The organism is Marinobacter halophilus (assembly GCF_003007685.1).
Classification (GTDB): domain Bacteria; phylum Pseudomonadota; class Gammaproteobacteria; order Pseudomonadales; family Oleiphilaceae; genus Marinobacter; species Marinobacter halophilus.
This window is the reverse complement of sequence record NZ_PXNN01000013.1, coordinates 332,808-359,536: the sequence shown is the minus strand read 5'-3', so window position 1 is coordinate 359,536 and position 26,729 is coordinate 332,808. Positions and strand designations below refer to the sequence as shown.

Annotated in this window: 30 protein-coding genes; 17 read left to right on the top strand and 13 right to left on the bottom strand. The window is 55.5% G+C overall.

The genetic code is table 11. The features are described 5' to 3' along the window. Positions 1-6: 6 nt before the first annotated feature. Both C7H08_RS11530 and C7H08_RS11525 read right to left on the bottom strand, forming a co-directional pair. The gene (locus C7H08_RS11530; RefSeq protein ID WP_227663120.1) at positions 7-1,269 is read right to left on the bottom strand and encodes a hypothetical protein; all 1,263 of its coding nucleotides are present in this window, start codon (positions 1,267-1,269) and stop codon (positions 7-9) included. Between the two features lie 756 nt (positions 1,270-2,025). Beyond that, on the bottom strand, positions 2,026-2,169 hold the full coding sequence (locus C7H08_RS11525) for a DUF3096 domain-containing protein (RefSeq protein ID WP_106671952.1): 144 nt from the start codon (positions 2,167-2,169) through the stop codon (positions 2,026-2,028). Between the two features lie 46 nt (positions 2,170-2,215). On the opposite strand from C7H08_RS11525, the gene C7H08_RS11520 reads away from it, so the two are divergent. Beyond that, positions 2,216-2,674: a DUF2784 domain-containing protein gene (locus C7H08_RS11520; RefSeq protein ID WP_227663119.1), complete on the top strand. Its 459-nt coding sequence runs from the start codon at positions 2,216-2,218 to the stop codon at positions 2,672-2,674. Here C7H08_RS11520 and C7H08_RS11515 read toward each other — a convergent pair. Next, positions 2,664-2,867: a DUF3185 family protein gene (locus tag C7H08_RS11515; RefSeq protein ID WP_106671950.1), complete on the bottom strand. Its 204-nt coding sequence runs from the start codon at positions 2,865-2,867 to the stop codon at positions 2,664-2,666. The two genes, C7H08_RS11520 and C7H08_RS11515, sit on opposite strands and share 11 nt — an antisense overlap. A gap of 179 nt (positions 2,868-3,046) precedes the next feature. On the opposite strand from C7H08_RS11515, the gene C7H08_RS11510 reads away from it, so the two are divergent. The 3 genes from C7H08_RS11510 (at position 3,047) to C7H08_RS11500 (ending at position 6,339) form a co-directional block, all read left to right on the top strand. Beyond that, the gene (locus tag C7H08_RS11510) at positions 3,047-3,370 is read left to right on the top strand and encodes a hypothetical protein (RefSeq protein WP_106671949.1); all 324 of its coding nucleotides are present in this window, start codon (positions 3,047-3,049) and stop codon (positions 3,368-3,370) included. A gap of 466 nt (positions 3,371-3,836) precedes the next feature. Further along, positions 3,837-4,988 carry an ice-binding family protein gene (locus C7H08_RS11505; protein WP_106671947.1) on the top strand — a complete coding sequence of 384 codons (1,152 nt, stop codon included), beginning with the start codon at positions 3,837-3,839 and terminating at the stop codon, positions 4,986-4,988. A gap of 673 nt (positions 4,989-5,661) precedes the next feature. Next, the gene (locus C7H08_RS11500) at positions 5,662-6,339 is read left to right on the top strand and encodes a Rossmann-fold NAD(P)-binding domain-containing protein (RefSeq protein ID WP_106671945.1); all 678 of its coding nucleotides are present in this window, start codon (positions 5,662-5,664) and stop codon (positions 6,337-6,339) included. Between the two features lie 14 nt (positions 6,340-6,353). On the opposite strand, the gene C7H08_RS11495 is transcribed toward C7H08_RS11500, so the two are convergent. Further along, positions 6,354-7,160, bottom strand: coding sequence for a substrate-binding periplasmic protein (locus C7H08_RS11495; RefSeq protein ID WP_106671944.1), 807 nt, complete (start codon positions 7,158-7,160; stop codon positions 6,354-6,356). Between the two features lie 88 nt (positions 7,161-7,248). Then, on the bottom strand, positions 7,249-7,662 hold the full coding sequence (gene arfB / locus C7H08_RS11490) for an alternative ribosome rescue aminoacyl-tRNA hydrolase ArfB (protein ID WP_106671942.1): 414 nt from the start codon (positions 7,660-7,662) through the stop codon (positions 7,249-7,251). A 327-nt stretch (positions 7,663-7,989) separates the two neighbouring features. Between arfB and C7H08_RS11485 the strand changes: the two genes are divergently transcribed. From C7H08_RS11485 to efpL, 4 genes are all read left to right on the top strand, one after another. Further along, a complete protein-coding gene (locus C7H08_RS11485) occupies positions 7,990-8,367 on the top strand; it encodes a hypothetical protein (RefSeq protein WP_106671940.1) in 378 nt (125 codons plus the stop codon). A 100-nt stretch (positions 8,368-8,467) separates the two neighbouring features. Continuing rightward, a complete protein-coding gene (locus tag C7H08_RS11480) occupies positions 8,468-9,166 on the top strand; it encodes a crotonase/enoyl-CoA hydratase family protein (protein WP_106671938.1) in 699 nt (232 codons plus the stop codon). A 150-nt stretch (positions 9,167-9,316) separates the two neighbouring features. Continuing rightward, a complete protein-coding gene (locus tag C7H08_RS11475) occupies positions 9,317-9,814 on the top strand; it encodes an acyl-CoA thioesterase (RefSeq protein WP_106671936.1) in 498 nt (165 codons plus the stop codon). 83 nt (positions 9,815-9,897) lie between these two features. Next, entirely contained in the window at positions 9,898-10,464 is a 567-nt protein-coding gene (gene efpL / locus C7H08_RS11470; protein ID WP_106671934.1) for an elongation factor P-like protein EfpL, read from the top strand. Positions 10,465-10,480: 16 nt separating this feature from the next. On the opposite strand, the gene C7H08_RS11465 is transcribed toward efpL, so the two are convergent. From C7H08_RS11465 to C7H08_RS11455, 3 genes are read right to left on the bottom strand one after another with little or no spacing between them, the layout of a single operon-like run. Then, a complete protein-coding gene (locus C7H08_RS11465) occupies positions 10,481-11,176 on the bottom strand; it encodes a pseudouridine synthase (protein WP_106671932.1) in 696 nt (231 codons plus the stop codon). Positions 11,177-11,181: 5 nt separating this feature from the next. Continuing rightward, the gene (locus tag C7H08_RS11460; protein WP_106671930.1) at positions 11,182-11,964 is read right to left on the bottom strand and encodes a spermidine synthase; all 783 of its coding nucleotides are present in this window, start codon (positions 11,962-11,964) and stop codon (positions 11,182-11,184) included. Beyond that, the gene (locus C7H08_RS11455; RefSeq protein ID WP_106671928.1) at positions 11,964-12,677 is read right to left on the bottom strand and encodes a lytic transglycosylase domain-containing protein; all 714 of its coding nucleotides are present in this window, start codon (positions 12,675-12,677) and stop codon (positions 11,964-11,966) included. The genes C7H08_RS11460 and C7H08_RS11455 overlap by 1 nt, the downstream gene beginning before the upstream one ends. A 222-nt stretch (positions 12,678-12,899) precedes the next feature. On the opposite strand from C7H08_RS11455, the gene C7H08_RS11450 reads away from it, so the two are divergent. From C7H08_RS11450 to C7H08_RS11440, 3 genes are all read left to right on the top strand, one after another. Then, complete coding sequence (locus tag C7H08_RS11450; protein ID WP_106671927.1) at positions 12,900-13,139, top strand: TIGR02647 family protein; 240 nt, start codon at positions 12,900-12,902, stop codon at positions 13,137-13,139. 96 nt (positions 13,140-13,235) lie between these two features. Further along, a complete protein-coding gene (locus tag C7H08_RS11445) occupies positions 13,236-14,135 on the top strand; it encodes a DMT family transporter (RefSeq protein ID WP_106671925.1) in 900 nt (299 codons plus the stop codon). 176 nt (positions 14,136-14,311) lie between these two features. Further along, positions 14,312-15,094, top strand: coding sequence for a substrate-binding periplasmic protein (locus C7H08_RS11440; RefSeq protein WP_106671923.1), 783 nt, complete (start codon positions 14,312-14,314; stop codon positions 15,092-15,094). A gap of 31 nt (positions 15,095-15,125) precedes the next feature. Here the strand turns inward: C7H08_RS11440 and C7H08_RS11435 are convergent, their stop codons facing one another. From C7H08_RS11435 to C7H08_RS11425, 3 genes are all read right to left on the bottom strand, one after another. Further along, a complete protein-coding gene (locus C7H08_RS11435; protein WP_106671922.1) occupies positions 15,126-15,575 on the bottom strand; it encodes a hypothetical protein in 450 nt (149 codons plus the stop codon). Continuing rightward, the gene (locus C7H08_RS11430; protein WP_106671920.1) at positions 15,572-15,841 is read right to left on the bottom strand and encodes a hypothetical protein; all 270 of its coding nucleotides are present in this window, start codon (positions 15,839-15,841) and stop codon (positions 15,572-15,574) included. Before C7H08_RS11430 ends, C7H08_RS11435 begins: the two co-directional genes overlap by 4 nt. Positions 15,842-15,912: 71 nt before the next feature. After that, positions 15,913-16,578 carry an AbiTii domain-containing protein gene (locus tag C7H08_RS11425; protein ID WP_106671918.1) on the bottom strand — a complete coding sequence of 222 codons (666 nt, stop codon included), beginning with the start codon at positions 16,576-16,578 and terminating at the stop codon, positions 15,913-15,915. A gap of 173 nt (positions 16,579-16,751) precedes the next feature. On the opposite strand from C7H08_RS11425, the gene C7H08_RS11420 reads away from it, so the two are divergent. Beyond that, the gene (locus C7H08_RS11420; protein ID WP_106671917.1) at positions 16,752-17,411 is read left to right on the top strand and encodes a protein-L-isoaspartate(D-aspartate) O-methyltransferase; all 660 of its coding nucleotides are present in this window, start codon (positions 16,752-16,754) and stop codon (positions 17,409-17,411) included. A 350-nt stretch (positions 17,412-17,761) separates the two neighbouring features. Next, positions 17,762-19,444, top strand: a complete 1,683-nt coding sequence (locus C7H08_RS11415; RefSeq protein WP_106671915.1) for an AMP-binding protein — start codon at positions 17,762-17,764, stop codon at positions 19,442-19,444. A gap of 85 nt (positions 19,445-19,529) precedes the next feature. Here the strand turns inward: C7H08_RS11415 and C7H08_RS11410 are convergent, their stop codons facing one another. Then, a complete protein-coding gene (locus C7H08_RS11410) occupies positions 19,530-19,724 on the bottom strand; it encodes a hypothetical protein (protein ID WP_106671914.1) in 195 nt (64 codons plus the stop codon). A gap of 128 nt (positions 19,725-19,852) precedes the next feature. Between C7H08_RS11410 and C7H08_RS11405 the strand changes: the two genes are divergently transcribed. After that, positions 19,853-20,752 carry a LysR family transcriptional regulator gene (locus C7H08_RS11405; RefSeq protein WP_106671912.1) on the top strand — a complete coding sequence of 300 codons (900 nt, stop codon included), beginning with the start codon at positions 19,853-19,855 and terminating at the stop codon, positions 20,750-20,752. 2 nt (positions 20,753-20,754) lie between these two features. Here C7H08_RS11405 and C7H08_RS11400 read toward each other — a convergent pair whose 3' ends face one another. Continuing rightward, positions 20,755-21,474, bottom strand: coding sequence for a transglycosylase SLT domain-containing protein (locus C7H08_RS11400; protein ID WP_106671910.1), 720 nt, complete (start codon positions 21,472-21,474; stop codon positions 20,755-20,757). Between the two features lie 186 nt (positions 21,475-21,660). Here C7H08_RS11400 and C7H08_RS11395 point away from each other — a divergent pair, with 186 nt between their 5' ends. From C7H08_RS11395 to C7H08_RS11385, 3 genes are all read left to right on the top strand, one after another. Further along, positions 21,661-22,404, top strand: a complete 744-nt coding sequence (locus tag C7H08_RS11395) for a DUF2059 domain-containing protein (protein WP_227663118.1) — start codon at positions 21,661-21,663, stop codon at positions 22,402-22,404. A gap of 213 nt (positions 22,405-22,617) precedes the next feature. Further along, positions 22,618-23,649 carry an efflux RND transporter periplasmic adaptor subunit gene (locus C7H08_RS11390; protein ID WP_188445162.1) on the top strand — a complete coding sequence of 344 codons (1,032 nt, stop codon included), beginning with the start codon at positions 22,618-22,620 and terminating at the stop codon, positions 23,647-23,649. After that, a complete protein-coding gene (locus C7H08_RS11385; RefSeq protein WP_106671905.1) occupies positions 23,646-26,696 on the top strand; it encodes an efflux RND transporter permease subunit in 3,051 nt (1,016 codons plus the stop codon). The genes C7H08_RS11390 and C7H08_RS11385 overlap by 4 nt, the downstream gene beginning before the upstream one ends. The last annotated feature ends 33 nt before the right edge of the window (positions 26,697-26,729 follow it).

Here is a 26,729-nt window from a genome sequence, read left to right as displayed (position 1 = left end):
GTTTGTTCAGATCTGCTTGTGCACAACCTCAGACAGCCGGCTGCGATTGCCATCGGTGTCCAGTGTGCGGATAGCAAAATACCAGGTGCCTTGGGTTAGCTCATCCACCAGCAGTTCGTCGACGGAGGCATCTCCGATAGCGAGGCTCTGGTCCAGAGTTTCTGCGCTGGTGCCGTAGACGACTTCAAAGCCGGCGATTTCACCCATGGCCAGGCTGTCACCGTTTTCGCGGGTTAACGGCGCGGTCCAGCTCAGCAGGGCTGCATCAGCCGGAATGGTTGCTTCCGGGGTGGGCTCTGTAACGGGAGGTTCGCTGGTTTCGTTTCCAGTTTCGGTTCCAGTTCCACTGTCTGTGTCTGAGTCAACGACAGTGTCACCTGTGCTGTCGCCATCGGTCCCGGTCGCATTTTCTGTTGTGTCGTTATTTTCGTTGGTGGTGTCGGCTGTGGTGTCATTGTTGGTATCGCTGTCTCCGTAAACACCCGCAAGGGTCTCGAAGCGCTGGACGTTGCGGTCCTCGACTTCCTTCAGTCGCTCACTGAAGATGCTTGAATCCACGGTGGCCTGAAGCTCGGAGGCCTGGATGGCAGCGGCGGCAATGAGATCTGTCAGCGCCACGTTCGTGTCATCACCGGTCAGACTGATCTGACCCGTTTCGCCGACCTGGGAGGCGATGTTGTTCAGTACATCGGAAATCGTGCCCCATTTAGGGTTATTGTTCACCAGTGCCAAAAAGGCGGCATTGGTGATGGCCACGTGCAGGGCATCGGCAGACACATCGTCCGCTCCATCCAATCGGGTCAGATCTGGCGGGGTGAGTCGCAGGGAGCCGGCTGACAGGCCGAACCAGCCCTCTACCGTTTGGTAACTACCCGAGAGGTCCTCGGGAGAAAGCCCGTTGACACTGCGCTCAGCCAGGGTTACTGCCAGATGGGTCAGCGGGGTCAGGTTGACGGTCTCCATGCGCAGATCGCCGGCTCCGCGCAGAATGAAGTCTCGGTCCAGCGCCATGGGTTGGCCAAAGGCCACAGGCTCGGCATCTTTCTGATCGCATTTGGGCACAACGTCGCAGATCATGCGAGTGTTGTCGTTTGCCTGAAGTTCTACCAAAGCCCAGCCATCGGCTTTTCCACGCAATTGCCAGGTATAACTGCCATCGTCAGCGGTCAGTACAGGTTTTGCCGCTTGTCGTTGCGGAACATAGATACCGTCTTTGTCGGAGATCAGACGGTGGGCGGTTACCAACCCCTGTTGAATGACGCCTTTCATAGCAGCTCCGGCGATCTCAACGGTCGGCTCGTTAGCGCCTTGGGATTGTGCTGCTGTAGTGCTTTCACCGGAAGTCGTGTCCAGACCGCAGCCCGAGAGCAGAACCACCGCAGGTAAGATCAGCAGTCCATGCTTCGTTAGTTTATTGCCGCAATATGTCATGGTTTCGCACCAGTTTTTTTGACGAATTCGGGCGAATCATACAGCGGCGTTTTTCGGTTATGTGTGGCCTGGCTCAAGGTTTGGCGGGCTGAATCTGTCAGGAAACCGGCGCTTACGGAGGGATACACATTGAGACTGAGCGTAACCTGGTTCAGGGGGGGTGATGATTATTTAACTTGCTGTTCTTAATTGTTTTTATCTGAGACAGGCTGATGGTGCGTGAATGATTGTCAGGCGCGGCGACAGTGAGCGATTACATATTTAAACGAGTGCAGAGGGCCTCCGGCAGTTTTGCCAACGGGATACCGAGGGCAGTGTTCTGTCACTGCCCCCGGGTTGAGGGCAATTCAATGCAATGAGTCGTATCCGCAATGGGCTCTCGCCCGGCGGTCAGAATGTTAATGTTGTCTCTGGCTCTGTGATTTGCCTGCGTACCAGTATTCTGCCATCCCGAACAGAGGCCAGCACTGGCCGTTGGCCCAACAATACCTCATAAGGCGAATGGCGGTGAAACTTGACTAACGATCGAGCAGGTTGTGCGTTACTTTGGTGTGCTTTGGCACTGAAATCACTGCCATGGTGCGAAGGCTCGGGTCAGAAAGAGCCGCCCGTCAGGCCAAGTACACCGACAACAATCAGGTAACCAGCCACAATGTAATTAAGCAGCTTGGGAAACACCAGGATGCCAATACCGGCGGCAATGCTGATAATGGGGGCGAGTTGTAAGTGCAGAGTCATGTTGAATTCTCTTGTGGTTCTACGGTCGAAAGAGTTCGAGTAGATCGTGGGAAGCTTGGCATTGGGTGCGCTGGACATCAAGGACTACGCGACAGGTTCTTGGGGGGTGGTAATGGATAGCCGATGGTTTCTGATACTGGCAGACCTGCTCCTGGCCTTGCACATGCTACTCGTGGTGTTCGTCATTCTAGGCCTTGTGGCCACCTTGATGGGGCATTGTCTAAAGTGGCGGTGGGTGCGCAATTTCTGGTTTCGGCTGAGCCATTTGATCGTGATCGGTATCGTGGTTCTGCAGTCCTGGCTGGGCGTACTCTGCCCGCTGACGGTGTGGGAAATGACACTTCGGGAGAAGGCGGGTGATGCCGCCTACGACGGCTCGTTCATTCAGCATTGGCTGCAATCCATCCTGTATTACAGCGCGCCGGACTGGGTGTTTATTCTGGTTTACTCGGTGTTCGGGGCGCTGGTGCTGGCCAGCTGGTTTTGGGTCAGACCTACTTTCTAAAAAACGTGAGGAACGCACCCGCTGCAGTCGCCGCGGCACCGCCGATCAAATACCACATGGTCTCATCGGTAAAACGACCCGTGACGGTCTCGGTCAGCTGGTTGCCAACAGACTGTGTTGACTGATAGCCGAAATACAGCAGGGCAATGCCCACGACGAGTAAAACGATACCGACAAGTTTTGAACTTCCCATGCGATGATTCCTTGTAACGCGCCAACTGGCGCAACGAATTGATTGTTTGTGCAAGCTTGGCACCGTATGCATTGGGCGGCAAGGGGAGTGTCTGGCCTGCAGATTTTTATCGGCGGTTACGATTGGGCTACTATGGCCCTTTTACGTCAATCACATAGCCCCAGAGCGAGCCGGTCCTGATGCATGAAGATCCCCTGAAGTCCCTCTCTGACATGGCCAGCGAGGCCCACACCCGTATCCAGGCCGCCCATCAGCATATCAATCCGGTGGTAGAAGTGCGTCGCGGCATGCGCGATGCCGGCATTCCTGCGGATGTGATGACGATCGACTGCCTGCGCACCCGCAGGCGCATCACACTCATCCTGCATGATGAGCAGCCCGGTGCGTTGCTCTATCAGTTTGTCACCATGGAGGATGAGGTGGGTAATGATTTCAAACAGATGGCACTTGCCGACATGAATGCCAGCATGCTGGTCGACTGGGTGCAGGACTATTTTGGCTAAGGGTGTGCCAACCGATGACCCCCGTAAAAGGTTCGATGCTCGTTTTACGGCTGGCGGGCGTTCATGAGCCTTTTGCGGCGTTTGATAATGGATTTTCAGCCAAAAATTTCCTTCTCCTGCAGTGCAGGCTCAACGGATCGGCTGGATTGCATTAAAATCTGCAATAATTTACGAAGTCAATCTGAATAAAATCTGTTTTTAAAAGGCATTAGTCTTTCATTTATATAGAGTTAATAATTAATTTAATTTAAATGTATCTTATGTTCGGGATAAGGAATATAAGAACCCGTGGCTAATTTATAACAGGCCGCAAAGGTTTACCAAGAGCGCACTCACTGCAGGTTCTCGCGAGTTAACAATGGCTGCGAATGCATGAGGCATCCCGGAATGAGCATGTGGTTATTTATTGCTCATTCCCATGTCCGTCTATAAATATATGGGCGGAATACAGCAGTAGGAAAATAATATGGGATTTACACAAAACATCACTAAGTATTTATTTAGTGCCTTTTTTGTTTTATTAGCTTTAACTTTGTCAGCTTGCACTGATAGCAATAACGCCAAAAAAAGTATTGATGAGTCAGACGGCATCGAAGCAGATGCAACCGCTCCCACAGTAAGCTCCACTGACCCGGACGATAGTGCTACGGGTTTTGCGCTCAACCGAAGCATTACGGCTTTATTTAGTGAGTCACTGGATCCTGCTTCCGTAAATCGGGACAGCTTTACTCTGACTGCAGACCTGGGTGTAACCGAGGTGTCAGGTACCGTGAGCTACTCGGACAAACTGGCAACCTTTAGCCCTGAGAATCACCTCGAGGCCGACACGTTCTATACCGCAACGTTGACAACAGCGGTCACCGATCTCGCAGCCAACGCACTCGCCGCTGATTTCGTCTGGACCTTTAAGACCGGTACAGTAGTCGCGACCGGCCCGGAACCTGTCAATCTCAGAACAGCCGGAGATTTTGTCATACTGACAAAGACTGGTGTTACCAACGTGCCTATTTCCGTTATTACTGGAAATATCGGTGCCAGCCCCATCACAGCGGCGGCTATGGACGAGGTAACTTGCTCGGAAATGACTGGCACCATTTACGGCTCAAATGATGCGTATACAGGTAGCGCTGACACAACCTGTTTTGCCGGATCAGCAACTGACAACACCTTGGTTGCCAATGCGGTCCTGGACATGGGAACAGCCTACGACGATGCGGCCGGCAGAACGACACCTGATTTTACCGAGGAGCATGCGGGCGATATTAGCAACAAGACGCTGGCACCCGGTCTCTATAAATGGGGTACAGACGTATTAATCAGCACGACTGTGACCCTGTCAGGTAGCGCGAACGATGTCTGGATCTTTCAGGTAGCTGGTGACGTAGTTCAGGCCAGTAATACCCAGGTATCATTAATTGGCGGTGCGTTAGCGAAAAATGTCTTCTGGCAGGTCGGTGGTGGCGAAGGAGTAGTGATTGGTACCGATGCAACCTTCGCAGGTATCGTTCTCGCTGAAAAAGGCGTTTCAGTCAAAACTAAAGCAACGGTTAACGGTAGATTGTTATCACAGACCGCCGTAACCCTGCAGCAGAATACCGTTACGGAACCGGAAGAGTAAAACCTGCGGCACGGAAGCTGTAGAATAAAAAGGACCCTTCGGGGTCCTTTCTCGTTAGTGCGCCAGGTATGGCGCGTAGCGCCTTGACGGGCGCTGTTCCGGTTCAGGTGGTGCTGGCCGGATGACTTGGGGGTGTAAGTCCCCTGTGGGCCCGGCAAGTGTGTCCATCACGAGGTGGAATCTCCGGAGCGCCGGCCGGAAGTAAGCTGCAGGCAAAGCACTGGCCTGACGAACAGGAATCATATTAGGCGGTCACACCGGGTAAGGCGGCTAATATCGTCAAAGCCCAGTACTTGCATGGAAGGTGTGGACGTAAATGCGGAGGGTATAAGTGTGAAGGTCTCGCGTCTTACCCTGGGAAGTCTGGTTCTCTGCCGCTGTGCTACTCACTCCGCGAGAGGTGGGGATGGGAGGCCAGAACTCAGCCGAGGCCATAGTAGGTGCGCGGGGGCTCACTTGTAGACGAGCGCTGAGCCGAATGGACTTAACCAAGGTTAAAACCGGCATCACTGTCCCCAAGTTCGGGATATTTTAATGATATGAGCCGTGAACGAGGCCCGCATGTGCGGTTCTGTGAGAGGGGTGAGGCTATGACGCCTCACCCTACTCGATATTATCATCAACCGACAGAATGCATTTAATCACAAAGAATCCCTTGGCAGCGGAGTGCACGATGAACGTTTTAGTGATGGGTGCCACCGGCCTGACGGGTCGGTTGGTGGTGGAAAAGCTATTGGGCCGTTCCGAGATCACGTCTGTGGTGGTGCCGGTGCGCCGTTCATTGGGGCTGGATAACCCCAAGCTGGTGGAGCAGGTCATCGACTTTGATCATCTGGAAGCTCACGCCGGGATCTTTGAGGTTGACGCACTGGTGTGCTGCCTGGGCACCACTATCAAAAAAGCCGGCTCCCAGGAGGCGTTTCGCAAGGTGGACTATGACTACGCTCTGACGGCCGCAACGTTGGCCCACATTGGCGGTGCCCAAACGATGATTCTGATGTCAGCGGTGGGCGCCTCTTCTGGGTCATCGGTGTTTTACAGCCGCGTGAAGGGGGAGTTGGAAGACGCTGTTCGGGGTCTGGGTTTTCCCTGCCTCGCGATCTATCACCCCAGTTTGTTGCTGGGGGACCGGAAGGAGCAGCGCGCCGGGGAGGCGCTCGGAATGGCAATGATGCCGGTGGCCAATCGCGCGCTGCTCGGCCCTATGCGCAAGTACCGCGCGATTGAGGCGGAGACGGTGGCCGCAGCCATGGTGAATGACCTTGTAAAGCTGACAATTGGCGCCGGCTCCGGTTCTGTGGTTAAGGTGCGGGAGTATGGCGATATAGTACGACTGGCGAAGCGAGGGTAACTTAATGAGTTGCTTTACGGCTGTTGGTCAGATTTCTTGGGCAGTTGACGGGAGTGAACATTGGAAACGGAGAAGAAGGGCTCAAAGTAGTTGTCGTATTGCCCGCTGTCGCGGAACGCCTGCAGGCGCTGGTTGAATCGGGCCAACAGTTGCCCGGTGTCTGGCCGGACTTTCGGGAATAGCACAAAGCTTTCGTTTTCCAGGAGTGATTGTGGGTGATAGGTGATTTTGGCTGCCTCGCGTTCGGGCATTTCCCGCCGAAGGATATGATGACCTACGTTGATCTCTTCGGGAAAGGCATCGATCCGGTCAAACAGCAACCGGCGAAAGTTGAGCAGGGTGCTGGACACCCACTCGACTTCAAGCTGGTTATTTTCAAGAGCGTGATCGAACGCCGGGCCATAGCTGTAGCCAATGCTGCCGCCGAGTTTCAAGCCGGATAAGTCTTCTACGCTGGACCAGCTAATGGGTTGATCTTTCAAGTGAAAAAAAACGAATCGTTCCTTCAGGACCGGATCACTGTAAACAAACTCCTGTTCCCGTTCCGGCGCGTGCATCCAGACTGCAGTGGCATCGTGCTTGCCGGTTGCTGCCTCATAGTAAGCCCGCTTCCAGGGCAGAAAGTGGTAGGTTACTTCAAACCCTTCTTCGGCGAAGACATCGCGAAGCATTTGGGCAACCATGCCTTGATCGGGTGCTTGCTGGTCGAAGTAAGGCGGCCAGTCACCGACGGCAATGCTGAGCTTATGGGTATCGTCTGCTGCTACTGTTTGGATCCATGTAAACAGTGATACCAATGCAATGGTCAGGTATCGCTTCATATCAAGGCTCCGGGAACGGCGAGTGAACACCCGTCAAATTCAGAAAAAAACTTCAGCTCAGTAAAAAGTAACAGTGTTTGCCAGCCAGTTAAAGTTTCACCTTTCCTCTGAGTGCCTTGGTTTTGCCTTTCTGGGTCTTGGTATCCACACGCCGACGTTGCGAGCCTTTGGTAGGTTTGGTTGCTCGTCGCGCTTTCTGGAATTTTACCGCCTCCTGAATCAACTCCTGCAGTCGCGCCAGGGCATCTTCTTTGTTCAGTTCAAGGGTTCGGAACGACTGCGCTTTGATGATCACAATGCCGTCTTTGCTGATGCGCTGGTCTGAGAAAGCCATTAGGCGTTCTTTGTAAACTGGTGGCAACGTGGAGCGGAGGATATCGAAGCGTAGGTGCACTGCCGAGGCGACCTTGTTGACGTTTTGGCCGCCGGCCCCTTGCGCTCTGATCTGGGTGATTTCGATTTCCCAATCGGCGAGTTCTATGGCGTTGGAGATTTTCAGCATGGCTTGGCACTTAGTTCTGACATGATCGGCTTGGTCCTGTGGCCCTCCGGATTACGCTGGGCTATCGGAAGCACCGGCGTTTTACTTCGCCTATTCTGGCACATGCGCCGCAGCGGATCATCGTCAGTTTGTTGGCGAAAAAATAACCCGGTCATTTTCCAGTCATAATGGCTGAGCCCCCATTATGACTGGGTTCACGGCACCTATCCTTGGGCTACACACAAAGTTATCCACAGATTTTGTGTGTAACCTTTTCTGTTTTATCTCTTGATTTTCCGCCAGACTCCACAGACCCTCAAAGCCTAGAGCCATTCAAGGAAAGTGTTGATGAAGTTCCCCATTGTTACGGTTGCCATGGTTTCGGTTGCCCTTGTCTATGTGTTCTGGGGTCAGACCCGAGAGCAGCCTGATTCCACCGATCCCGCCCGTTTCGCCAATCTACAGGCCAATCCTGTCAAGATCAGTGAGGCGGTGGACTGGGCGATCACACAGGTTCCGCAGATTTGTGCGCAGGCGGTTGGCGATTCCGATGATGACGATGCCGTGGCAGAATGCATCAAGCGCGCTCAGCCTCGAACCTCCAGCTGCCGCCGCGCGGTGTATGACAGGTTTCCTGACTATGTGAACTCCGAGGCGCTGTTCCGGGATGTTTCGATCTCCATGATGAATTGCCTTGTACCCCAGTCCGGGATCGTCCGGCCCTGACCTTGTGGTCAGGTCGCCCCTGGCGCGTTGCTGATTTTTGGCATTCCCTATAAAGTTAACAAACACTCACTTAAATCTGGCAGTAGATGAGGACACGCAGGTGACTGAACTCGTAACTTACGAACTGAATGACGGCATCGCCACCATCGCCCTGAACAACGGTAAAGCCAACGCTCTGGGCCATGAGGTTTTCGAGGGGCTCAACGCCGCTCTTGATCGTGCCGAGCAGGACAAAGCCATTGTCATTTTGACGGGCCAGCCGGGCATGTTTTCCGGTGGCTACGATCTGAAAGCAATGCAGAAGGGCCCGAAAGAAGCCATGGCGCTGGTGAAGGTAGGTTCAACCCTGACCCGTCGCCTGTCTGCCTTCCCGCTGCCCGTGATTGGAGCTTGCAGTGGCCATGCCATTGCCAAGGGTGCCTTTGTGCTGCTGTCTGTGGACTACCGCATTGGCGTGCAGGGCAGCTTCAAGCTGGGCCTGAACGAAGTGGCCATCGGCATGACCATGCACCACGCGGGCATCGAAATCGCGCGTCACCGCATGCCGGCGCCTTACTTCTACCGGTCGGTGGTTAACGCGGAAATCTTCAATCCGGAAAGTGCGGTGGCTGCCGGTTTCCTGGATGAGCTGGTTGCGCCGGAGCAGTTGATGGAGCGGGCAGTGGCCGTAGCCACCCAGATGAAGCAGCTGAACATGAACGCCCACAAACAGACCAAACTGAAGGCGAAAGCGGAGTACCTGGCGCTGCTGGATCGCTGCATCGAGCAGGACGCCGCTCACTTTGACCTGATGGGTTAATCCTTACCGGTTAGCGCGACACTTATCTGATCAAATTCCCTGCACGGCCCGCAAACACAGGAGCGGCGCTGCTTGCAGGGAGATGTCCTTGCCTTGCTAACAAAGTTATCCACAGAATCTGTGGGTAACTGTAAAAGGGAGCAGAGTGAAATGCCTGAGCAACCGGCCAAGCCCGTTTCCGCTTCTGCGATCGAGAAGCATGTGTACAAAGTTTTTCCCAACGACATGAACGCGCACAATACGGTCTTCGGCGGCATGATCATGGCTAAATGCGACCGGCTGGCGCTGGTGGTGGCAGAGCGCCACTCGGCCCACGTGTGTGTGACGGCGGCGGTGGATTCTATCCACTTCCGGGCGCCGGCCAAGGGCAACGACACCTTGTTGTTCAACCTGTCGCTTAACCGGAGCTGGGGCTCGTCCATGGAGATTGGTGCCAAGGTCGTGGCAGAAAACAGTTACACCGGCGAGACGCGTCACATTCTGTCGGCTTTTTTCACGTTTGTGGCGCTGGATGAAAACGACAAACCGGTTGATGTGCCGGCGGTGATTCCGGAAACCGACGAGCAGAGACGGCGCCATGCCAATGCCGAGATTCGCCGTGAGGGGCGCCTGAAAACCCGACAGCAACTCTCTCAAGCGAATGGTTGATGCTGTGAGTTGACTATCGCTTCTGCGCGCGAGTCGTGGTATATCAGCGGCTTCAAAGTTCAATTTTTCTGGAAACGGGTGTTATGCCAAAAGCGAGTGAGATCAAAAAAAATCAGGCGGTTGAATACGAAGGGCGGGTTTACTTCGTCAAGGATATCGAGCGTTCCGTGCCGCAAGGCCGAGCCGGTGGAAGTCTGTACCGCATGCGGATGTACGATGTGGTGACGGATCAGAAGCTGGATGAGACCTTCAAAGACTCGGATATGCTGAACCTGGCCGATCTGGTGCGCCGGCCAGTGACTTTCTCGTACGCCGATGGCGATGAGTATGTCTTCATGGATAACGAAGATTTTACCCAGTACATGCTGAATAAAAGTGCGATTGAAGATGAGTTGCTGTTTATTACCGAAGACACCCAGGGCGTGATGGCTATTCTGGTGTCTGATACGCCGGTTGCTCTGGATTTGCCTCCGACGGTAGAGCTGGCCATCGAAGAAACCGATCCGTCCGTGAAGGGTGGCTCTGCGACGGCTCGTACCAAACCGGCCAGGCTGAGCACCGGCCTGATGGTGCAGGTACCCGAACACATCTCTACCGGCGACCGCATCAAGGTCAACGTAGAAGAGCGTAAGTTCCTCAGCCGCGCCTGACTTTCGGACAGCTCCGTTAACCGACGGAGCTGACCTCGTCGGTGGTGAGGTGGCGATAGCCGCCTACGGCAAGCGTGGGGTCCAGCTTCAGGTCGCCCATGCTTTCCCGGTGCAGTGAGGTAACCCGGTTACCCACGGCGTGGAACATGCGCTTAACCTGGTGGTAGCGGCCCTCGAATATGGTAAGCAGGGCTTCATGGTCGCTGAGCTGGTCCAGGTGGGCGGGAGAGGTCGTTAACTGCTCATAATCAAACCAGATGCCTTCGGCAAAGCGTTCTGCGGTTTCCGGGCTGATCGGTTGTGCGGTTTTTACCCGATAGACCTTGGGGATCTTGATCCTCGGTTCGGTCAACCGGCGAGACCAGAGCCCGTCACTGCTGAGAATCAGTAGCCCGGTGCTGGCCCGGTCCAGCCGCCCGCCGATGTGCAGCTGTGGCCGTAATCCGGACTCTATCAGTTCCATCACCGTTGGGTGCTGCTCATCCTGGGTGGCGCTGAGATAGCCCGCTGGCTTGTGCAGCATCAGGTAATGGGCGGGCTCTGCGCACTGGATGATGTCCTGATCAATCCTGACTTCCCTGAACCGTGAAACATCCAGGCCGCCTTCCCGGCAAACACCGCCATCTATGAAAACGCGGCCGGCAGCCAGCAGCCGGTTGGCCTGGCGGCGGCTGACCTCGTTCTGGTTGCTGAGAATACGTGACAGTTTCATGGGGTTCAGTCAGTGTTCTCTGCGCGACCCAGCAGGTTGAGCTTCCGGGTCAGCTTATGCCAGCCAATGGGCAGGCGCTCCTCCAGGGCTTTCAATCGGCGAGCTTCCAGAGACCAGGGATCAAACGCCTGCTTGCGCCCGTAAATCACCCAGTTGTTAGTCTTGCTTTTGAACACCAGCAGCAGTGGAAACTGGCGGTGGAGCTCCCGCGCCAGGTTGCCATCGGGTTCCGGCATGCGATGGTAGTTGAGAACCAGCCAGCCGGTATCAGACAGTGCCTGGCTGCAGGCTTGAATGAACTGGCGTTGAGCCTGGGCCGGGCTCATTCGGTCGGCGCTGTAGAGGTCGGTCAGGATCATGTCGGTGCTGCCTTCTGGCAGGCTGTCAATGGCCAGGCGGGCGTCGCCGACGGTGATGGTGAGCCGTTCGGACTCCGGCAGCGAGAACCATTCCCGGGCTATATCCGCCACTTTTTGCCGTAACTCGAACACCTGAATCCTGCTTTCGGGCAGTAACTTGTGCAGGCCATGGGCCAGTACGCCGCCGCCGAGTCCTAATACCGTCACCCGTGCCGGTTCGTCATAGGCGATTGCCAGCAGCATGGCCCGGTTGTATTCATGCACGGGCACATGGGGCGCCGAACGCACCATTTTGCTTTGCTCGAACACCGAATCGAAACTGAGAATCCGGTGTTTTCGGTCATCGATCACCAGTATGTTGCCATACGTATCGTTAGCCACATGCACGATATCGCCGGTGATCTCCGGGCGCTTGATGATGGTGCCCATCAGTTAGCGGCGTAGCGTTGGTGCAGAATGCCCACGCGTTCGACGTAGGCTTTGGTCTCTGCGAACGGTGGGATGCCGTTGTATCGGCCGACCGCACCGGGACCGGCATTGTAGGCGGCGGTGGCGAGACGGATGTCACCGCCGAAGCGCTGCAGCATCTTGGCCAGATAGTTCACACCACCCCGGATGTTTTCGGTCACTTCCAGCGCGTTTTCGACCCCGAGCTCTTTGGCGGTGCCGGGCATCAGCTGCATCAGGCCCTGGGCGCCAACGGGAGAAATTGCACTGGGATTAAAGGCCGATTCGGCGTGGATGACCGCACGCACCAGCGCCGGGTCAACGTCAAATTCCCGGGCAGCGGTCAGGATTTCATTTCGGTAGGGATTGAGAAACAGGGGCGTGTTGTACCAGTCCACTTTTGAGCCCGGGTCACAGGCATAACAGTGAAAACGGATCACGTCGAAGTCGGCATCGCTGGGGCGCTGGCTGCTGTAGGCGACCACACCATGCTCGTCGGTGTAGCGATAGACGGTCTCGTTCCGGCTGGAAGCCCGTGGCTGGCTCTGGCTTTTGACGTTGGTAAATTCCACGCGGCCATCTGGGTGCACAATGCGTTGAATGCTGTTGGCATGGGCAGGGCCCGCCAGCAGTAGCACGCCTGTCACCAGGGCTGCGGTGGTTTTCGTCAGGATAGCGATACAGCTGTAAGTCATCAAAGGCCTGAGGTTCCGGTTTGACAAAACAATCTGCCTTTATTATCGCGGCAGATTCGCCCCCAAGTGTAGGAGTTTCGTATTTTGATGATACGGATTGCTGATAGGGTCACAAACTTTTCCGTGACAAAAGATGCATCCAGATCAATTCGTTCGAGAATATTCTTTAGCCCCGGGGTATTTGAGCTAAACTGCAGATAAATCAACTGATCTGGAGCTCTTATGCCTTTCTCCCCGAACCACCTTGCCGAGCTGAACCTGTTGCTGCAGTTCCCTTCCATGTCGACTCAGGAAGGCATCAAGGTGCATGCTCACAGAGCAGCACCGGAAACGGTAGAGGCCGCCGAAGCTCTTTTTACAAAGGGGTTGATCAGCCAGAAGGATGGCGGTTATCTGACGCCGCTGGGCTGCGAGGCGGTCGAATTTACTCAAAAGCTGCAGTCGATGCTGGCGGGTGGCTGACGACCGCAGTCGTGTAAGGCCGGTCTGCGCCTGTCAGGCCGGCTGATGGTTAGTTATCGTTGCGACACCCTTCCTTACCGCAGTCGAGCCTGATCGATGCCACCGGTTTTCTACTCTTTTTTCGTTCCTGCACTGTTTGTCTGGCTCTGGAGCACCGGCTTCATTGGTGCCAAGTACGGGCTCCCGTTCGCCGAACCGTTCACTCTGCTGCTTATACGCATGCTGCTTACGCTATTGCCGTTGGCAGTCTTGGCATGGCTAATGAAAACCCGCTGGCCGGGTTGGCGTGGAGCTGGCCATCTGGCGATTACCGGGGTTCTGGTTCATGGCTGTTATCTTGGCGGCGTGTTCTATGCCATTGACCAGGGGATGTCTTCTGGCCTGGTGTCATTGATCGTCGGGCTACAACCCCTGGTAACCGCAGTGGCCGCGGTTGTTTTTCTCAAAGAGACAGTGACTCGCCGACAATGGCTTGGACTGCTGATGGGGCTTCTGGGTGTCGGCCTGGTAATGGCTGAAAAGTTTGGCGGGGGCGCCGGGGGCACGGTGAGCCTTTCCGCGCTGACCTTGCTGTGGGCAGGATTTGCACTGTTGGGGATCTCGCTGGGGACCGTCTATCAGAAACGCTACGGTACTTCCGTGGATCTGGTGTCCGGCACCATGATTCAGTACAGCGCTGCCGCCGTGTTATTCGCCATTGGCGCGTTAGCTTTTGAAACGCGGGAGGTGCAATGGACCTTGCAATTTAAATTCGCGCTGGCATGGCTGGTGTTCGGATTATCCGTCAGTGCCATTCTGATTCTGATGTGGCTGATTCGTCGCGGTGCCGCTTCTCAGGTGGCCAGTCTGTTCTATCTGGTGCCCCCGGTTACCGCGCTGGAGGCTTTCATTCTGTTTGATGAGCGTTTGGGGCCGATGGCCATGGCGGGCGGCCTGATTGCGGTGGCTGGCGTGGCCCTGGTGGTTGTCACCGGGCCAAGAAAAGCCATTGGCTAACAGGATCCTCCGGGCGGGGTCGTCGTATCTTCCGGATACGTTCTGTCACCGAAATTTCCGTGCAGAAAGGGGACTATAATTTCTCGCTGGCATAAACTATCAAAACAACTGGCACAAAGTGCCAGGTCCGCACATTTTACTACCACCTCAACCACATCGCTCAGAAGGAATACGAAATGCATTATGGGATTGCATCGGCCAGGGTCATCCTGCGGAGAGCTATCAGAGCATCGCTTGTCCTGCTAATGCTTGCCGGCACAAGTTCGGTGGTGCAGGCTGCGGAGCGTCTTTACCTGTTTACCGAACACTACCCACCTTACAATGCATCTGTCTCTGGCGAGGGCTTTGCCCATAATCAAGAAGAAATTACCGGCATTTGCACCGATATGGTGAAAGCGGTGCTGAACCGTGTCGATTATGATGTGGTGATGAAAATGCGGGTATGGAGTTACGCCTATGACTGGGTTCAGGGGCGAGTCAATCATGGTTTGTTCTGCACCGCGCGCACCGACGAGCGTGAAAACCTGTTTCAGTGGGTGGGGCCGCTGGCACCGATCAAGTGGACACTGTTCGCGGCGCCGGATTCGGGCATTGCACTGGAATCTCTTGAAGACGCCAAAGGCCTGAGAATTGCCGGTTACCGGGGTGATGTCATGTCCGAGTATCTGGTTGAGCAGGGTTTTGATGTGATCATGAATGCCGCCGGCGATGTCAATCCTCGGCGCCTGGTGCTTGGCCAGGCCGACCTGTGGGTAACTGACGGCCTGGTTGGCCCGTTGGTGGCGGAAAACGAACACGGGATTACTGGCCTTAAGCCGGTACTGGTGTTTCGCGAGACGCCCATGTACCTGGCCATGAGTAACGAGACGGCTCCGGAGATTGTTGGCGACTTGCAACGCGCGGTAGACGCAGCGCGTGCTGCCGGTGAGCTGGATGCAATTATCGCTCGTTATCAATAGCCGGCAGATATGTCAGGCGGTGTTTAAGGGTTCAATTTGTGCTCTCTGTGGGGTTCAAAGAGCGTGACAGGGTTGGCTCGCAACCGATCACCCGTCTGGCTTTTTTGTGGGCATGTAAATACCAGCGTTGTCCGCCGTTGGTGAAGGTGTCAGGCCCGACCTGAAAGTCCGTGGTTTCCATGGTGGCCGGAATGGGAGTGCCGTCGGCATGACGGTATACGCAACTGGTTCCGACGGTCAGGGGCTGCTTGATGGGCAATTCAATAAAGTCGTCATCGCGCACCTGCGGTGGTTGGCCATTGATGTCGATGACCTTCAGGCAGGGGCCGAAATGGATGCGGTTCATATCATCAACGGATTCTTCCAGGCAATGATGTGCTTTCAGAAACACGACGTTATCGGCGATACCTTCCTGCCTGTCTGGTAAATTCTGACAGGCCGTCAGACCACACAATAAAAGCAGGGTAGCGATTGCTCTCATCTCGGTTGTCTCCTTGGTGTTGGCATCAAGATGCCTTGAGCGTCTTGGCAGCCCCGGGCCAGGCTGGAATTCCTGGATTCGTAGAAGTGAGTCAGTGCTTCTTTTGCCCGCAAGGGGGAGTCAAGAACGGTAACCGAATGTCCTGCCTGCAGGGCTTCTATCCGGTTGATGATGCGGTCTTCGCCGTGGGCAGGGACGGCGGCCAGTAAAGCCAGAATCAGAGGTAGACAGGACGGCTTGACGATCCTGCAAATCGCATCCTGCATGCTTCTTCGCTCCTTGCCCTTTGATCACCCTCCCAGTATATCCTGATGATGTTGATTTAGCTTGATGCCGGTCAGCCGGCACGCCCGAACACACGCTCGAGAAAACCGAGTTCGCGGACATCGGCAACGGGCAGGGTGTCTACCTCGGCCATCGCCTGGCGCCAGAACCGCTCCGGACTGTCCAGGTGCTCTACTTTCTTGCGTTCTTCAGGCGTGTAATGGTTGTGATCTCCCGATATGCCTTCTTCCAGAAGCGCCTCAGACCACAGGTAGATGGCAGCTCTGGCGGTTCTGAGCAATCGGCAGTAAACCTCCCGGCTCAGGTTGATGGCCAGTTCTGCGCTGAGGTTGATCTGCTTTTGTAACTTCGCCAGGTCATCTTTGTCCAGCGCCACCCGGTTGCCATTGCCTTTTTTGCAGCCCAGGCAGGTCTGTTCCAGCGCCTTGATGCCTTCTGCGAGGTCGAGGTGGGCGAACTCTTTGGTTTGTTGTTCGTTAACCGGTGCCGGGATCCAGCCATATTGCGGCGATTTGGCAACAATGTGTCCTGGCAGGTCGAGACGGTAGGGTGGCGCTTTGTCTTTGTCAGCATAGCCATCAAACTCTACCCGGAGCCAGGCAGCCATTTGGCGGTGCCTGAGCATGGTGGCGAGGGTGATGGCGGAGGGCACTATGTCACCGAGCAAATCGCCGGCGTCCTGGGTCCGCTCCATGAGGTGATCGACGGATGTTGACATGGTTTTCTCCCTGAGGATGCGGGCACACCCCTTGCAGTTATTTTTGTTTTTCGGTTCTCCTGATCCTGGCGGAGGAGTAACCTGTGGTTAAAAAATAGCCAGCAATGATCGTTTGCGCTGTTGTAAAAGCGTTATTGCTTTGTAACGACGGGTAAGCAATGGGGGAGCCAGAGATGAACGGTCAGGTTCCGGAATTCAGTGTTTTGCGTCAGAACATGGTCAGGCAGCAGGTCGCCGGGCGCGGGATCGAGGATCAGCAAGTGCTCGAGGCCATGCAGCGAGTGCCCAGAGATGCCTTTGTTCCTAGCCATCTGGCTAACGAGGCCTATGAAGACTACCCCTTACCAATCGGTAGCGGACAGACGATTTCTCAGCCTTACATTGTAGCGTTGATGGCGCAGCTGATGGCCCTTAAAGGGCGGGAGCGCGTGCTGGACATCGGTACCGGGTCTGGATACGCGGCTGCCGTTCTGGCGACCGTCGCACTTGAAGTGTTCAGTATCGAGCGGATTCCGGAGCTGGCGGAGCAGGCTCGAGACAATCTGGACCGAGCGGGTTTCAGTCAGGTACACGTTCGATGCGGTGACGGCACTCTGGGCTGGCCGGAGGCGGCGCCGTTTGATGCCATTTGTGTGGCGGCAGGTGCGCCAGCGGTGCCTGAGACGCTCAAACAGCAATTGTCTATCGGCGGTCGTCTGGTGATCCCGGTGGGTCCGGAACATTCGGTGCAGAGGCTTGTATGCATTACCCGGCGATCGGATGCCGATTTTGAGCGTCAAGATTACGGTGGTGTTCGCTTTGTACCCTTGCTGGGTGAGCAAGGGTGGTCCTGAGGCGATGGACGTCGTTCAGGCGCCCAGCATACCTGCATAAGCGGTGTATAAGAATGCGCCGGAGCCAATCAGAATGACCGCCCAGGCCGGAAATATAAGAGCAGATCGCGTTGCTGTTTTCATAAAAAAACTCCTTTGGTATTGGTGATCAATACGCTGTACTACTGAATCTAGACCAAACTTGATGGATGTCACGAAAGTTTATGAGAGCTGGATCTCAACTTCGATCTAAATGGCCAACGCCTGAGAGTGTTATTGCTATTGAGAGCTCGGAAAAGTTGGCTAGTATAAAACCAATAATCAAAAAGCGATTTCAGACATTCCAAAGATAACAACAACAAGGAGCCATCATGGCCGTAGACCCCAAGAAACAGACGTCGTTGCACTGCCTGTATTACTGGGCTGAGCGAACCCCCGACAACGTCTACCTGACCCAGCCATACCCGGATGGCAGGGTGGAGGACATTACCTGGGCACAAGCGGCGGACCAGGTCTCACGCATGGCGGCGTATCTGAATAGTCTTGGGCTGCCGGCACGCAGCAATCTGGGCATATTGGGCAAGAACAGCGCCCACTGGATTCTGGCGGATCTGGCAGTTTGGGCCGCAGGCCACGTCAGCGTTCCGCTTTACCCCACCCTGAACGGCGAAACTGCGGCCTATGTGCTCGAACACAGCGAAGCAAAGCTGTTGTTTCTTGGTAAACTTGATGGCACCGCCGACGGTTGGAATGACATCAAGCACCACATTCCGGCGGATCTGCCGATTGTGTCGCTGCCGTTATCGCCACGAGACGATACCCCGAAGTGGCAGGACATCATCATAGAGCAGGCGCCAGCAGACCCCAGGCTGCCGGAGCCGGATGCATTGGCCACCATTGTTTACACCTCTGGCAGCACCGGTAGGCCGAAAGGCGTTATGCACAGCTTCCGCACCATGATTTCGGTGGCGGACGGGTTGCAGCAATTATTCCCGGTATCGTCCAGCGAGCGCATGCTGTCTTACCTGCCCCTGGCTCACGTCGCGGAGCGGGCAGCGGTAGAAACTCAATCTCTGTACTACGGTTTTCACCTGTACTTTGCCAACTCCCTGGACACCTTTCAGGAAGACCTTCAGCGGGCACGCCCAACGCTGTTCTTCTCGGTGCCCCGCTTGTGGATGAAGTTCTACCTGGGCGTAAACGCTAAATTGCCACTAAAAAAGCAGAAGATTCTGTTCAAGATTCCGATCCTGAATTCGTTGGTGAAAAAGAAAGTGCTCAAGCAGTTAGGGCTCGATCATTGCCGGGCAGCCTTGACGGGCGCTGCCCCGTTGTCTGGCGAGATCATTGGCTGGTACCGGGGCCTTGGGCTGGAGTTGCTCGAGGTTTACGGTATGTCTGAGAATTTCGGTTATTCCCACTGCAACCGGCCAGGCCAAGCTAGGCTCGGCACCGTAGGCACGACCAACCCGGGCGTGACCCACCGCATTGGCGAGGGCGATGAGGTGCAGGTGAAAAGTCCGGGCCAGATGCTCGGCTATTATAAAAATGAGGAAAAGACGAGAGAGGATATGACCGGCGATGGCTTCCTCAAAACCGGAGACATGGGCGAGATCGATCAGGATGGCTTCCTGCGTATTACGGGCCGGGTGAAAGATCTTTTCAAGACCTCCAAAGGCAAATACGTGGTGCCGGTACCCATCGAAAACCGGTTCAATCATCCGAAAGCCGAAGTGGTGTGTGTGGCCGGGGCCAACCAGTCGCAGCCTTGCCTGATGATCCTGTTGTCAGAGGAAGCGAGGGTTGAGCTGGACAGAGGGGCTGACCGTGGTGAACTGGAGCAGGAACTTACCCGGGAGTTGGACGCCGTTAATGCGAACAGTGAATCGCACGAGAAAGTCGCCTTTGTGGTCGTGGTGAAAGAGCCCTGGACCATGGAAAACGGCATGCTAACGCCAACCATGAAAATCAAAAGAAACGTCATTGAGGATTTCTACAACCAGAGAATGGAAGACTGGTTTTCGCAGAAGCGAAAGGTTATCTGGGAGTTCTGAGCAAAATTGGCAAGTATGAAAAACGCCGGCATGTTTCCATGTCGGCGTTTTTTTTTGCTCTGGCGTTGCTCAATGAGCGGAAGTCTCAGTGACCACCCTGTACCTGAGGGAAATCCTGCGTTGCAGCAACCGCTTTGCGATTGAGCACGCGAACCTTGCGGCTGACAAATTGCATCGCCTGCTTGGCAGCAGCACGAGTATACTGGCGCCTGACCTCAGTACTGTTGTGGAGGATACTGGACGGCAGCGGGTTTACGGTTGCGATATGGTTCTGAGTCATAGCGCCTTCCTCCTTCATTGGGTGGATTGATTAGTTATCTATCTTTAATTTAACGACTATTCTAGGAGTTCTTATTTGCAGTTTGAATACGTTAAAATCCGTACTCATGTTGCAAATACGCAGTAACTATGGACTGGGATTATCTTCGATATATAAGAGCTCTGGCAATAGGTGGAACGCTGGCGAAAGCCGGTGAATTGCTGGGGGTGCACCAAACCACTGTTTTACGGCGACTTGATCAGATGGAGGAGTCGTTAGGCGTTCAGTTTTTTGAACGTAACCGGGATGGATTGCAGCTCACGCCGGTGGGCGAAATGGTGTTCCGTGAAGCCCAGAAACTGGCCATTGACGTGGAAAACCTGGAGCGCAAGCTGGTTGGCGACGATGCGGCGCCGGTCGGCAAGGTAAGGGTGGCCGCTGAAGATGCCATGATGAACGAGCTGCTCAGTCCGATACTGGCGGAGCTGGTTCACGAGTATCCGGACATCGAGCTGGAAGTACTCACAGACAACGACGTCGCCAACCTCAGCCATCGGGAAGCGGATCTTACCTTGCGGCCTGAAAACAAGCCCCAGGCTACGCTGGAGGGTGAACGAATTGCCGCCGTTGAGTCTGCGGTTTATGGCGCCGGCAGATACTGCCGTCGGAATCGTAGCATGGATATCGAAAACCGGCCGGAAGAGTGCACCTGGATTGTCCCGGATGAAAGCTTCAGTCACCTGGCGACAGGGCGCTGGTATCGCAAGCAACTCAAAAATGCGACGTCGGTGATTCGCTGTAACAGTTTGCAGTCCATGGCTGCGCTGGCGAAGTCCGGGGCGGGGCTGGCGGTCTTGCCATGTTATCTGGGTGAGGCGGCAAAAGAGTTAAGGCGACTGTCTGATCCCCTTGAGGGCGAAAGCGTGGACCTGTGGCTGCACGTGAATCAGGATACCCAACAGATGGCCCGGGTGCGGATCGTGATGGAATTTCTGGTAGAGCGTCTGAAATCCCTGGAGCCCACCATCGAGATCAGTAGCCCGCTCTGAGCTCAGTTTCCGGACCGGCAGAACGGCCAGAACTGATACCAGCGCCAGCACTGGAACTCGGCTTCACATTGTTTTAGCTGGTTGTCGTAGCGAAAGGCTCGGATCTGAACCCGCTGGGCCAGATCCTGGATGGCCGGTTTCTGCTCGAAGGAGCGCCGGGCATACCCGCCCCGGCCCTCGTGATAGGCCAGATAAAGCTTGCGGGGCGCAGCTAGCGGAATGCCCAGGTGGCGATTGCTAAGGTGGTTGTACCAGCCGACGAAATCCAGAGCGTATTTCATATCGGTGCGCACGGTTCGCCAAGTGGTCTCATTGGCCACCAGGTATTCGCCCCACGCAGGGTCGAGCGCCTGAGCGTAGCCGAGCGCGGTGGTGGGTCGTCGCCAGGGAATCCGGCCCCAGAGTTTGGTGCGCGGTGGCCGGGCGTGGCTGCGGAACGACGATTCGTAGTAAACGAAGGCCAGTTGCGTGGCGATGGGTGTGCCCCATTTTTCCTCAGAGGCGCGGGCATAGTCGTACCAAACCGTGTGTTCACGGAAAATGTCACAGATGTCCTCAGGGTTGGCCGGAGGCTCAGGAGCCAGCAGGCTGAAACGGAGCATCGCCCAGATTCCGAGAGTCAGCCCCAGTAATGGTAGGCCGTACCAGCGCAGGCGGGAGCGCCACACATTAAATCGCTTGTCGCGGATTTTCCGGTGTTTTCGGGTTTTTCTGCGAGCCATCCCTACCAAACTGTCATCTCCGAAGGCCCAGAGACACTTGCCGGAAAGCCTCCTGCCGTGTCATAAACAAAGCCGTTACAACAACTGGATAGTAGTTAAATGAGACCGATCTCCCTAGTTAAACCTCTTTTAGTCAGCGGGCTTTTGCTATCAGGAGCCGTTTTTGCTTCGCCCGGCGCCCGCGAGGTGCTGACGGCGTCCCCGATTGATGACATTGTTAGCCAGTATCCGGAGATGATGAGCCAGGGCATTCGGGATGGTCTCAAGCAAAGTGGCCAGGTTCCGCCGATGGTAGCGGACACCATTGGTTACGTGGTCAACAGCAGCTACCGGGCAGACGCTATCGAGCAGAAAATAGTGGCTGGTCTTGAGGCATCGATGACCAGTAAGCAACTTGAGGAAGTAAGCGACTGGTACCGGACGCCGGTAGCGAAAAAAATAGCACAAGCTGAAATTTCCGCCTCGGCCCCTGCCGCCTGGCCTGACATGCGCAGTCGCGCAGCTGAACTGAACGAGTCCAGCAAGGGCACCGCACGTGAAACGCTGTTTGATCGTTTTGATAGGGCCTCCCGAGCTACCGAGGCCACGGTAGATACCACCATCGCTGTACAGCTGGGGCTGGCCACCGCAATGGCGGCAATGAGCAGTGATTCAGTGCACTACGAGCAGATTCGAGCGCGCCTGGAAAATCAGAGACCGATGTTGCAAGGGATGGTAGGCCAGCAGGTGTACGATAGTTACCTGTTCACCTATCGCGACATCAACTTGCAGGAAATGAATCTGTATCTGGATTTTCTGGAAAGCGATGCGGGGTCAACCTTTACGCGCGTGGTGACCGACAGTATTCAGGAGTCCATTACTTCGCCGATTGAAAATATCGGTTCCCAGCTTACCCGGTTCATGAGTTTTGGCGCCGGTGAATCTCGTTGACCCTGGTTTAATTGCGTCCAGTCAATACCTTGTCTTGAGCGGGGAAATATAATGCCATAGGCTATTGCGCCAGGGTCACGATAGCTCTGGCGTATTTGCACCTCTCTTACAGGAAGTTCTATGTCTGTCCGAAAGCATTTCCCCCGCGTTATTCCATTCGTGTCGCTTTTCTTGCTTGTCTTGTTTGTGTCTGGGTGTGATCAAGGCACTCCCGTGGCTGAGGATGTCGTCAGACCGGCAAAAATGACAGTGCTGACCGAAGCATCCTCCATCGCCGCCAGGCGATTCAGTGGCCGGGCTGAAGCCGCAGAACGCTCAGCGTTGGCTTTCCGGGTGCCGGGCAGGGTTGAAGCGGTGTATTTTGACGTGGGCGATGAGGTTGTTGATGGCGATTTGCTGGCAGAACTGGATGCGCGCGATTTCAGGCTTAAGGTCCAGGAGCTGGAGTCCCAATTGGCCTCTGCCAATGCCGCTCTGGAGGAAGCTGGAAAGAATTACCGTCGTGCCGAGGAACTGGTCGAGCGGGGCGTCATCAGCCAGTCGGAATTTGATCGGCTTGAGGGCAGCTTTCGTCGTGCAAGAGGGCAGCGGGATGCTGCTCTTGAGGGCCTGGAAACCGCTCGGGCGGCCCTGGCTGACACCCGTTTGACGGCACCCTTCACCGGTGTTGTTAATCGTCGGATGGTGGAGCCGTTCGAGCAGGCGAGCCCACAACAGCCGCAGTTCGTAATTGATGACATCTCCAGAATTGAAGTGACCGTTGCGGTACCCGAGAGCCTGATCCGCTTTCGTAATCGGTTGGATCATGTCGATGTTTTCTTCCCCGCCCTGAGTGATTCTGCTTTCTCCGCTCGTGTGCGCAGCGTCGGGCTGGATGTTGCGCCTGACAGTCAGGCCTACCCGGTCAGAGTGACCATTGAAAACAGTGACCGAGCGCTGCTGCCCGGTATGACTGCTGAGGTATCGTTCCAGGCCAGCCTAGCCAATACCGCCTGGGAGGGCAGCTTTCTGGTTCCGATAACATCCCTGTTTGAGCGAGAGGGTGAGAGCCGGATATGGGTATGGGATGCCGATAGCAGAGAAGTATCATCCAGAGTCGTCGAAGTGCAGTCTTTGGAACCCGAGGCGGTTCGGGTGACAGGCGATCTTGAAACCGGGATGAGAGTGATTACCGCTGGCGCTCAGCACCTTCGGGAGGGCCAGCGGGTGCGTAAACTCGACACCGGCGAAGTGGTGGGCTCATGAACCGGGTGATTGCAGAGGCCTCGATCCGAAAGCACCGCGCTCTGGGCTTTACGGTGCTTGTTGTCGCCCTTATTGGCTTTTTCTCGTTATTTAAGCTCGGTCAGCTTGAGGATCCGGAGTTTACCATCCGCACGGCCGTGGTTATTACGCAGTATCCCGGCGCCGATGCTCATCGGGTCGAACAGGAAGTGACGGAGGTGCTCGAACGGGAGATTCAGCAACTTGGTGAGCTGGACGAACTGGAGTCTTTTAGCCGGGAAGGTGTATCTGTCATCTATGTGCATGTTGGTGAGCAATACGGCGGTGAGCAGCTCAGACAGATATGGGATGAGCTCCGTAAAAAGGTCTTCCGGGCGTCGGCTGAACTGCCGGGTACGGTTCGCGGCCCGCTTGTTAATGACGAGTTCGGTGACGTATACAGCTCTCTGCTATCGGTAACCGGAGACGGCTATAGCTATGCCGAGCTCAGAGACATTACTGACTTTTTGAGGCAGGAACTGCTCCGGGTTGACCAGGTCGGTAAAGTTGAAATATTCGGGGACCAGGGTGAACGTGTGTTTCTCGAAACCAGTCGAGCAAAAATTGCCGAGCTGGGATTAACGCCGAACCTGGTGGTTGCCGCACTGCAGCGGCAAAACGTGGTCGCACCCGGTGGCATGGTGGATCTGGGGCCTCGACGGCTGGGTATCTACGCAACGGGCGTATTGCTGTCGGTAGAAGAGCTGGCTGAGTTGGCGATTCGCAGCCCGGTATCCGGTCAGTTGATCCGGGTGTCTGATTTTGCCGAGGTGCACCGTGGTTACGCAGAGCCGCCCGAAGCCATGTTGCGGTTTAATGGCGAGGCAGCACTTTCACTGGGTGTTGTTCCTGTTACCGGCGCCAATATCGTTGACTTGAATGAGCGCATTCAGGCTACCTTGGGCCAGTTGAATGACCGGTTACCGGTGGGCGTAGAGGTCGGCGCCATTGCACTCCAGGCGGACCAGGTAGAGCAGGCCATTGGCGAGTTCGTCACCAGCCTGGTGACCGCCGTGTTGATCGTAATCGGGGTTTTGATGCTGTCCCTGGGGTTCCGGACCGGATTGATTGTCAGTGTCGGTGTACCCCTGACAATCATGGCAACGTTTTTATGCATGTTTTTGATGAACATCGATCTGCACCGGGTCTCACTGGGCGCGCTGGTGATTGTTCTGGGCATGCTGGTTGATAACGCGATTGTTGTTTCTGAGCTGATTCAGACCCGGATGCGTCAGGGAGTCGACCGGCTCGAGGCCATTACCCAGTCGGTAGCTGAAACCTTTTGGCCCCTGTTGTCGGCAACATTGATCGCAATACTGGCGTTTTCTCCGATTGTATTGACACAAACAACGACCGGTGAATTTACTCGATCACTTTTCTGGGTGGTGGCGGCCAGTTTGTTGATCTCATGGGTTCTGGCGATGACGTTCACTCCTCTGCTGGCCCACCGCTATTTGAAAGCCGGCGCAGACTCGGGCGATAGCGACGGTGTTCAGGCGCGCTTCTATGAGTTTTGCGAGCGAACGTATCACCGGGTTCTGGCTTACAGAGCGATTACGCTGACGGTTATTGGTGGGGCATTTCTGGCGGCCATGCTGGCGTTTACTCTGATTCCTCAGATATTTTTTCCGCCGGCCCAGCGAGCGCAGTTTTTGGTTGATTATTGGTTGCCGGAGGGAAGCCGGATAGAGCAGACCGCGAACGATATGTCAGAGATCGAGACCTTTTTGCTCGAACAACCGGGCATCAGCAACATAACGTCGTTTATTGGTGAAGGAGCCCCTCGGTTCTATCTGCCTATGATTCCGGAGCCGGCGAACCCGGCATTTGGTCAGATTCTGGTGAACCTGGATTCAGTAGACCGGCTGGATGACACCATGCAGGCCGTTGCAGAACAGCTACGATCTGCGTTTCCTGACGCCCAGCCAAGAGTGCGCGCCATGCAGCTGGGAGAGCCGGTTCGTTTCCCCTTGCAGTTGAGGGTAACCGGGCCTGATCAGCAGAAGCTTCGAGACCTTGCTTCGGAACTGGGTGCAATCATGGCTGCAACGCCGGGTGTGGCCGATTTGCGGGATGATTGGCGGCAAGCGCGACCACGAATTACCATTGAAGTGGATCAGGACCGGGCTCGGCGCAGCGGTGTTTCATCAACGGCTATCAATGAGGCTTTGAATACCGCGTTCGCTGGACAAGCAATTGGCGTATACCACGAGGATGACAAACGTATCCCGATTATTTGGCGATTCCCGTTAAGTGAACGGGCAGATCCCTCTCGCATTGGAACCATGGTTGTATGGCCGGATGAAGGTGGAGCACCGGTGCCTCTGGCGCAAATGGCGACGGTCAGTCTTGGGTGGGGTCCAGGTATGATCTGGCGCCACGATCGTGAGCGAGCCGTTACCCTGCAGGCAGACTTGCATCCCGACCAAACCGCCGCGAACGTTCAGGGTCGCATTGACGATGCCATGGCCGGCTTTGAGCTGCCGGCGGGTTACCGTACCTATTGGGATGGTGAAGTGGCTCAGGCCGCTGAAGCCAGAGCAGGTGTGCTGGCGCCGGTGCCGGTGGTGCTGGGTTTGATGATTCTGGTCCTGATGTTCCAGTTCAACAGCTACCGGAAAACCCTGTTGGTCATGATGACCGTGCCGCTGGGGGTGATTGGGGTAACCGCAGGCTTACTGGCGTTCAATCAGCCCTTTGGTTTTATGGCGCTTTTGGGGACGATGAGCCTGTCCGGGATGATCATCCGGAATGCTGTGGTTATGATCGAGCAGATAGAGCTTGAGCAACAAAGGCAGCAAGATCATTACAAGGCGTTGGTGGCTGCTGCGATCAGTAGAGTCCGGCCTATTGTTCTGACCACGCTGACGACGGTATTGGGCCTCTTGCCGCTGGCATTGTCCGGGCCGTTCTGGGCGCCCATGGCGATTGCGATCATGGCTGGTCTGGGTCTGTCTGTGGTGCTTACCCTGGTATTTGTGCCGGTCGGCTATGCTTTTTTGTTCAAGGTCCAGAAGCGGGCAGTTTAACTGCTGAAGGAAGACCTAATGTGATCGGGGTGA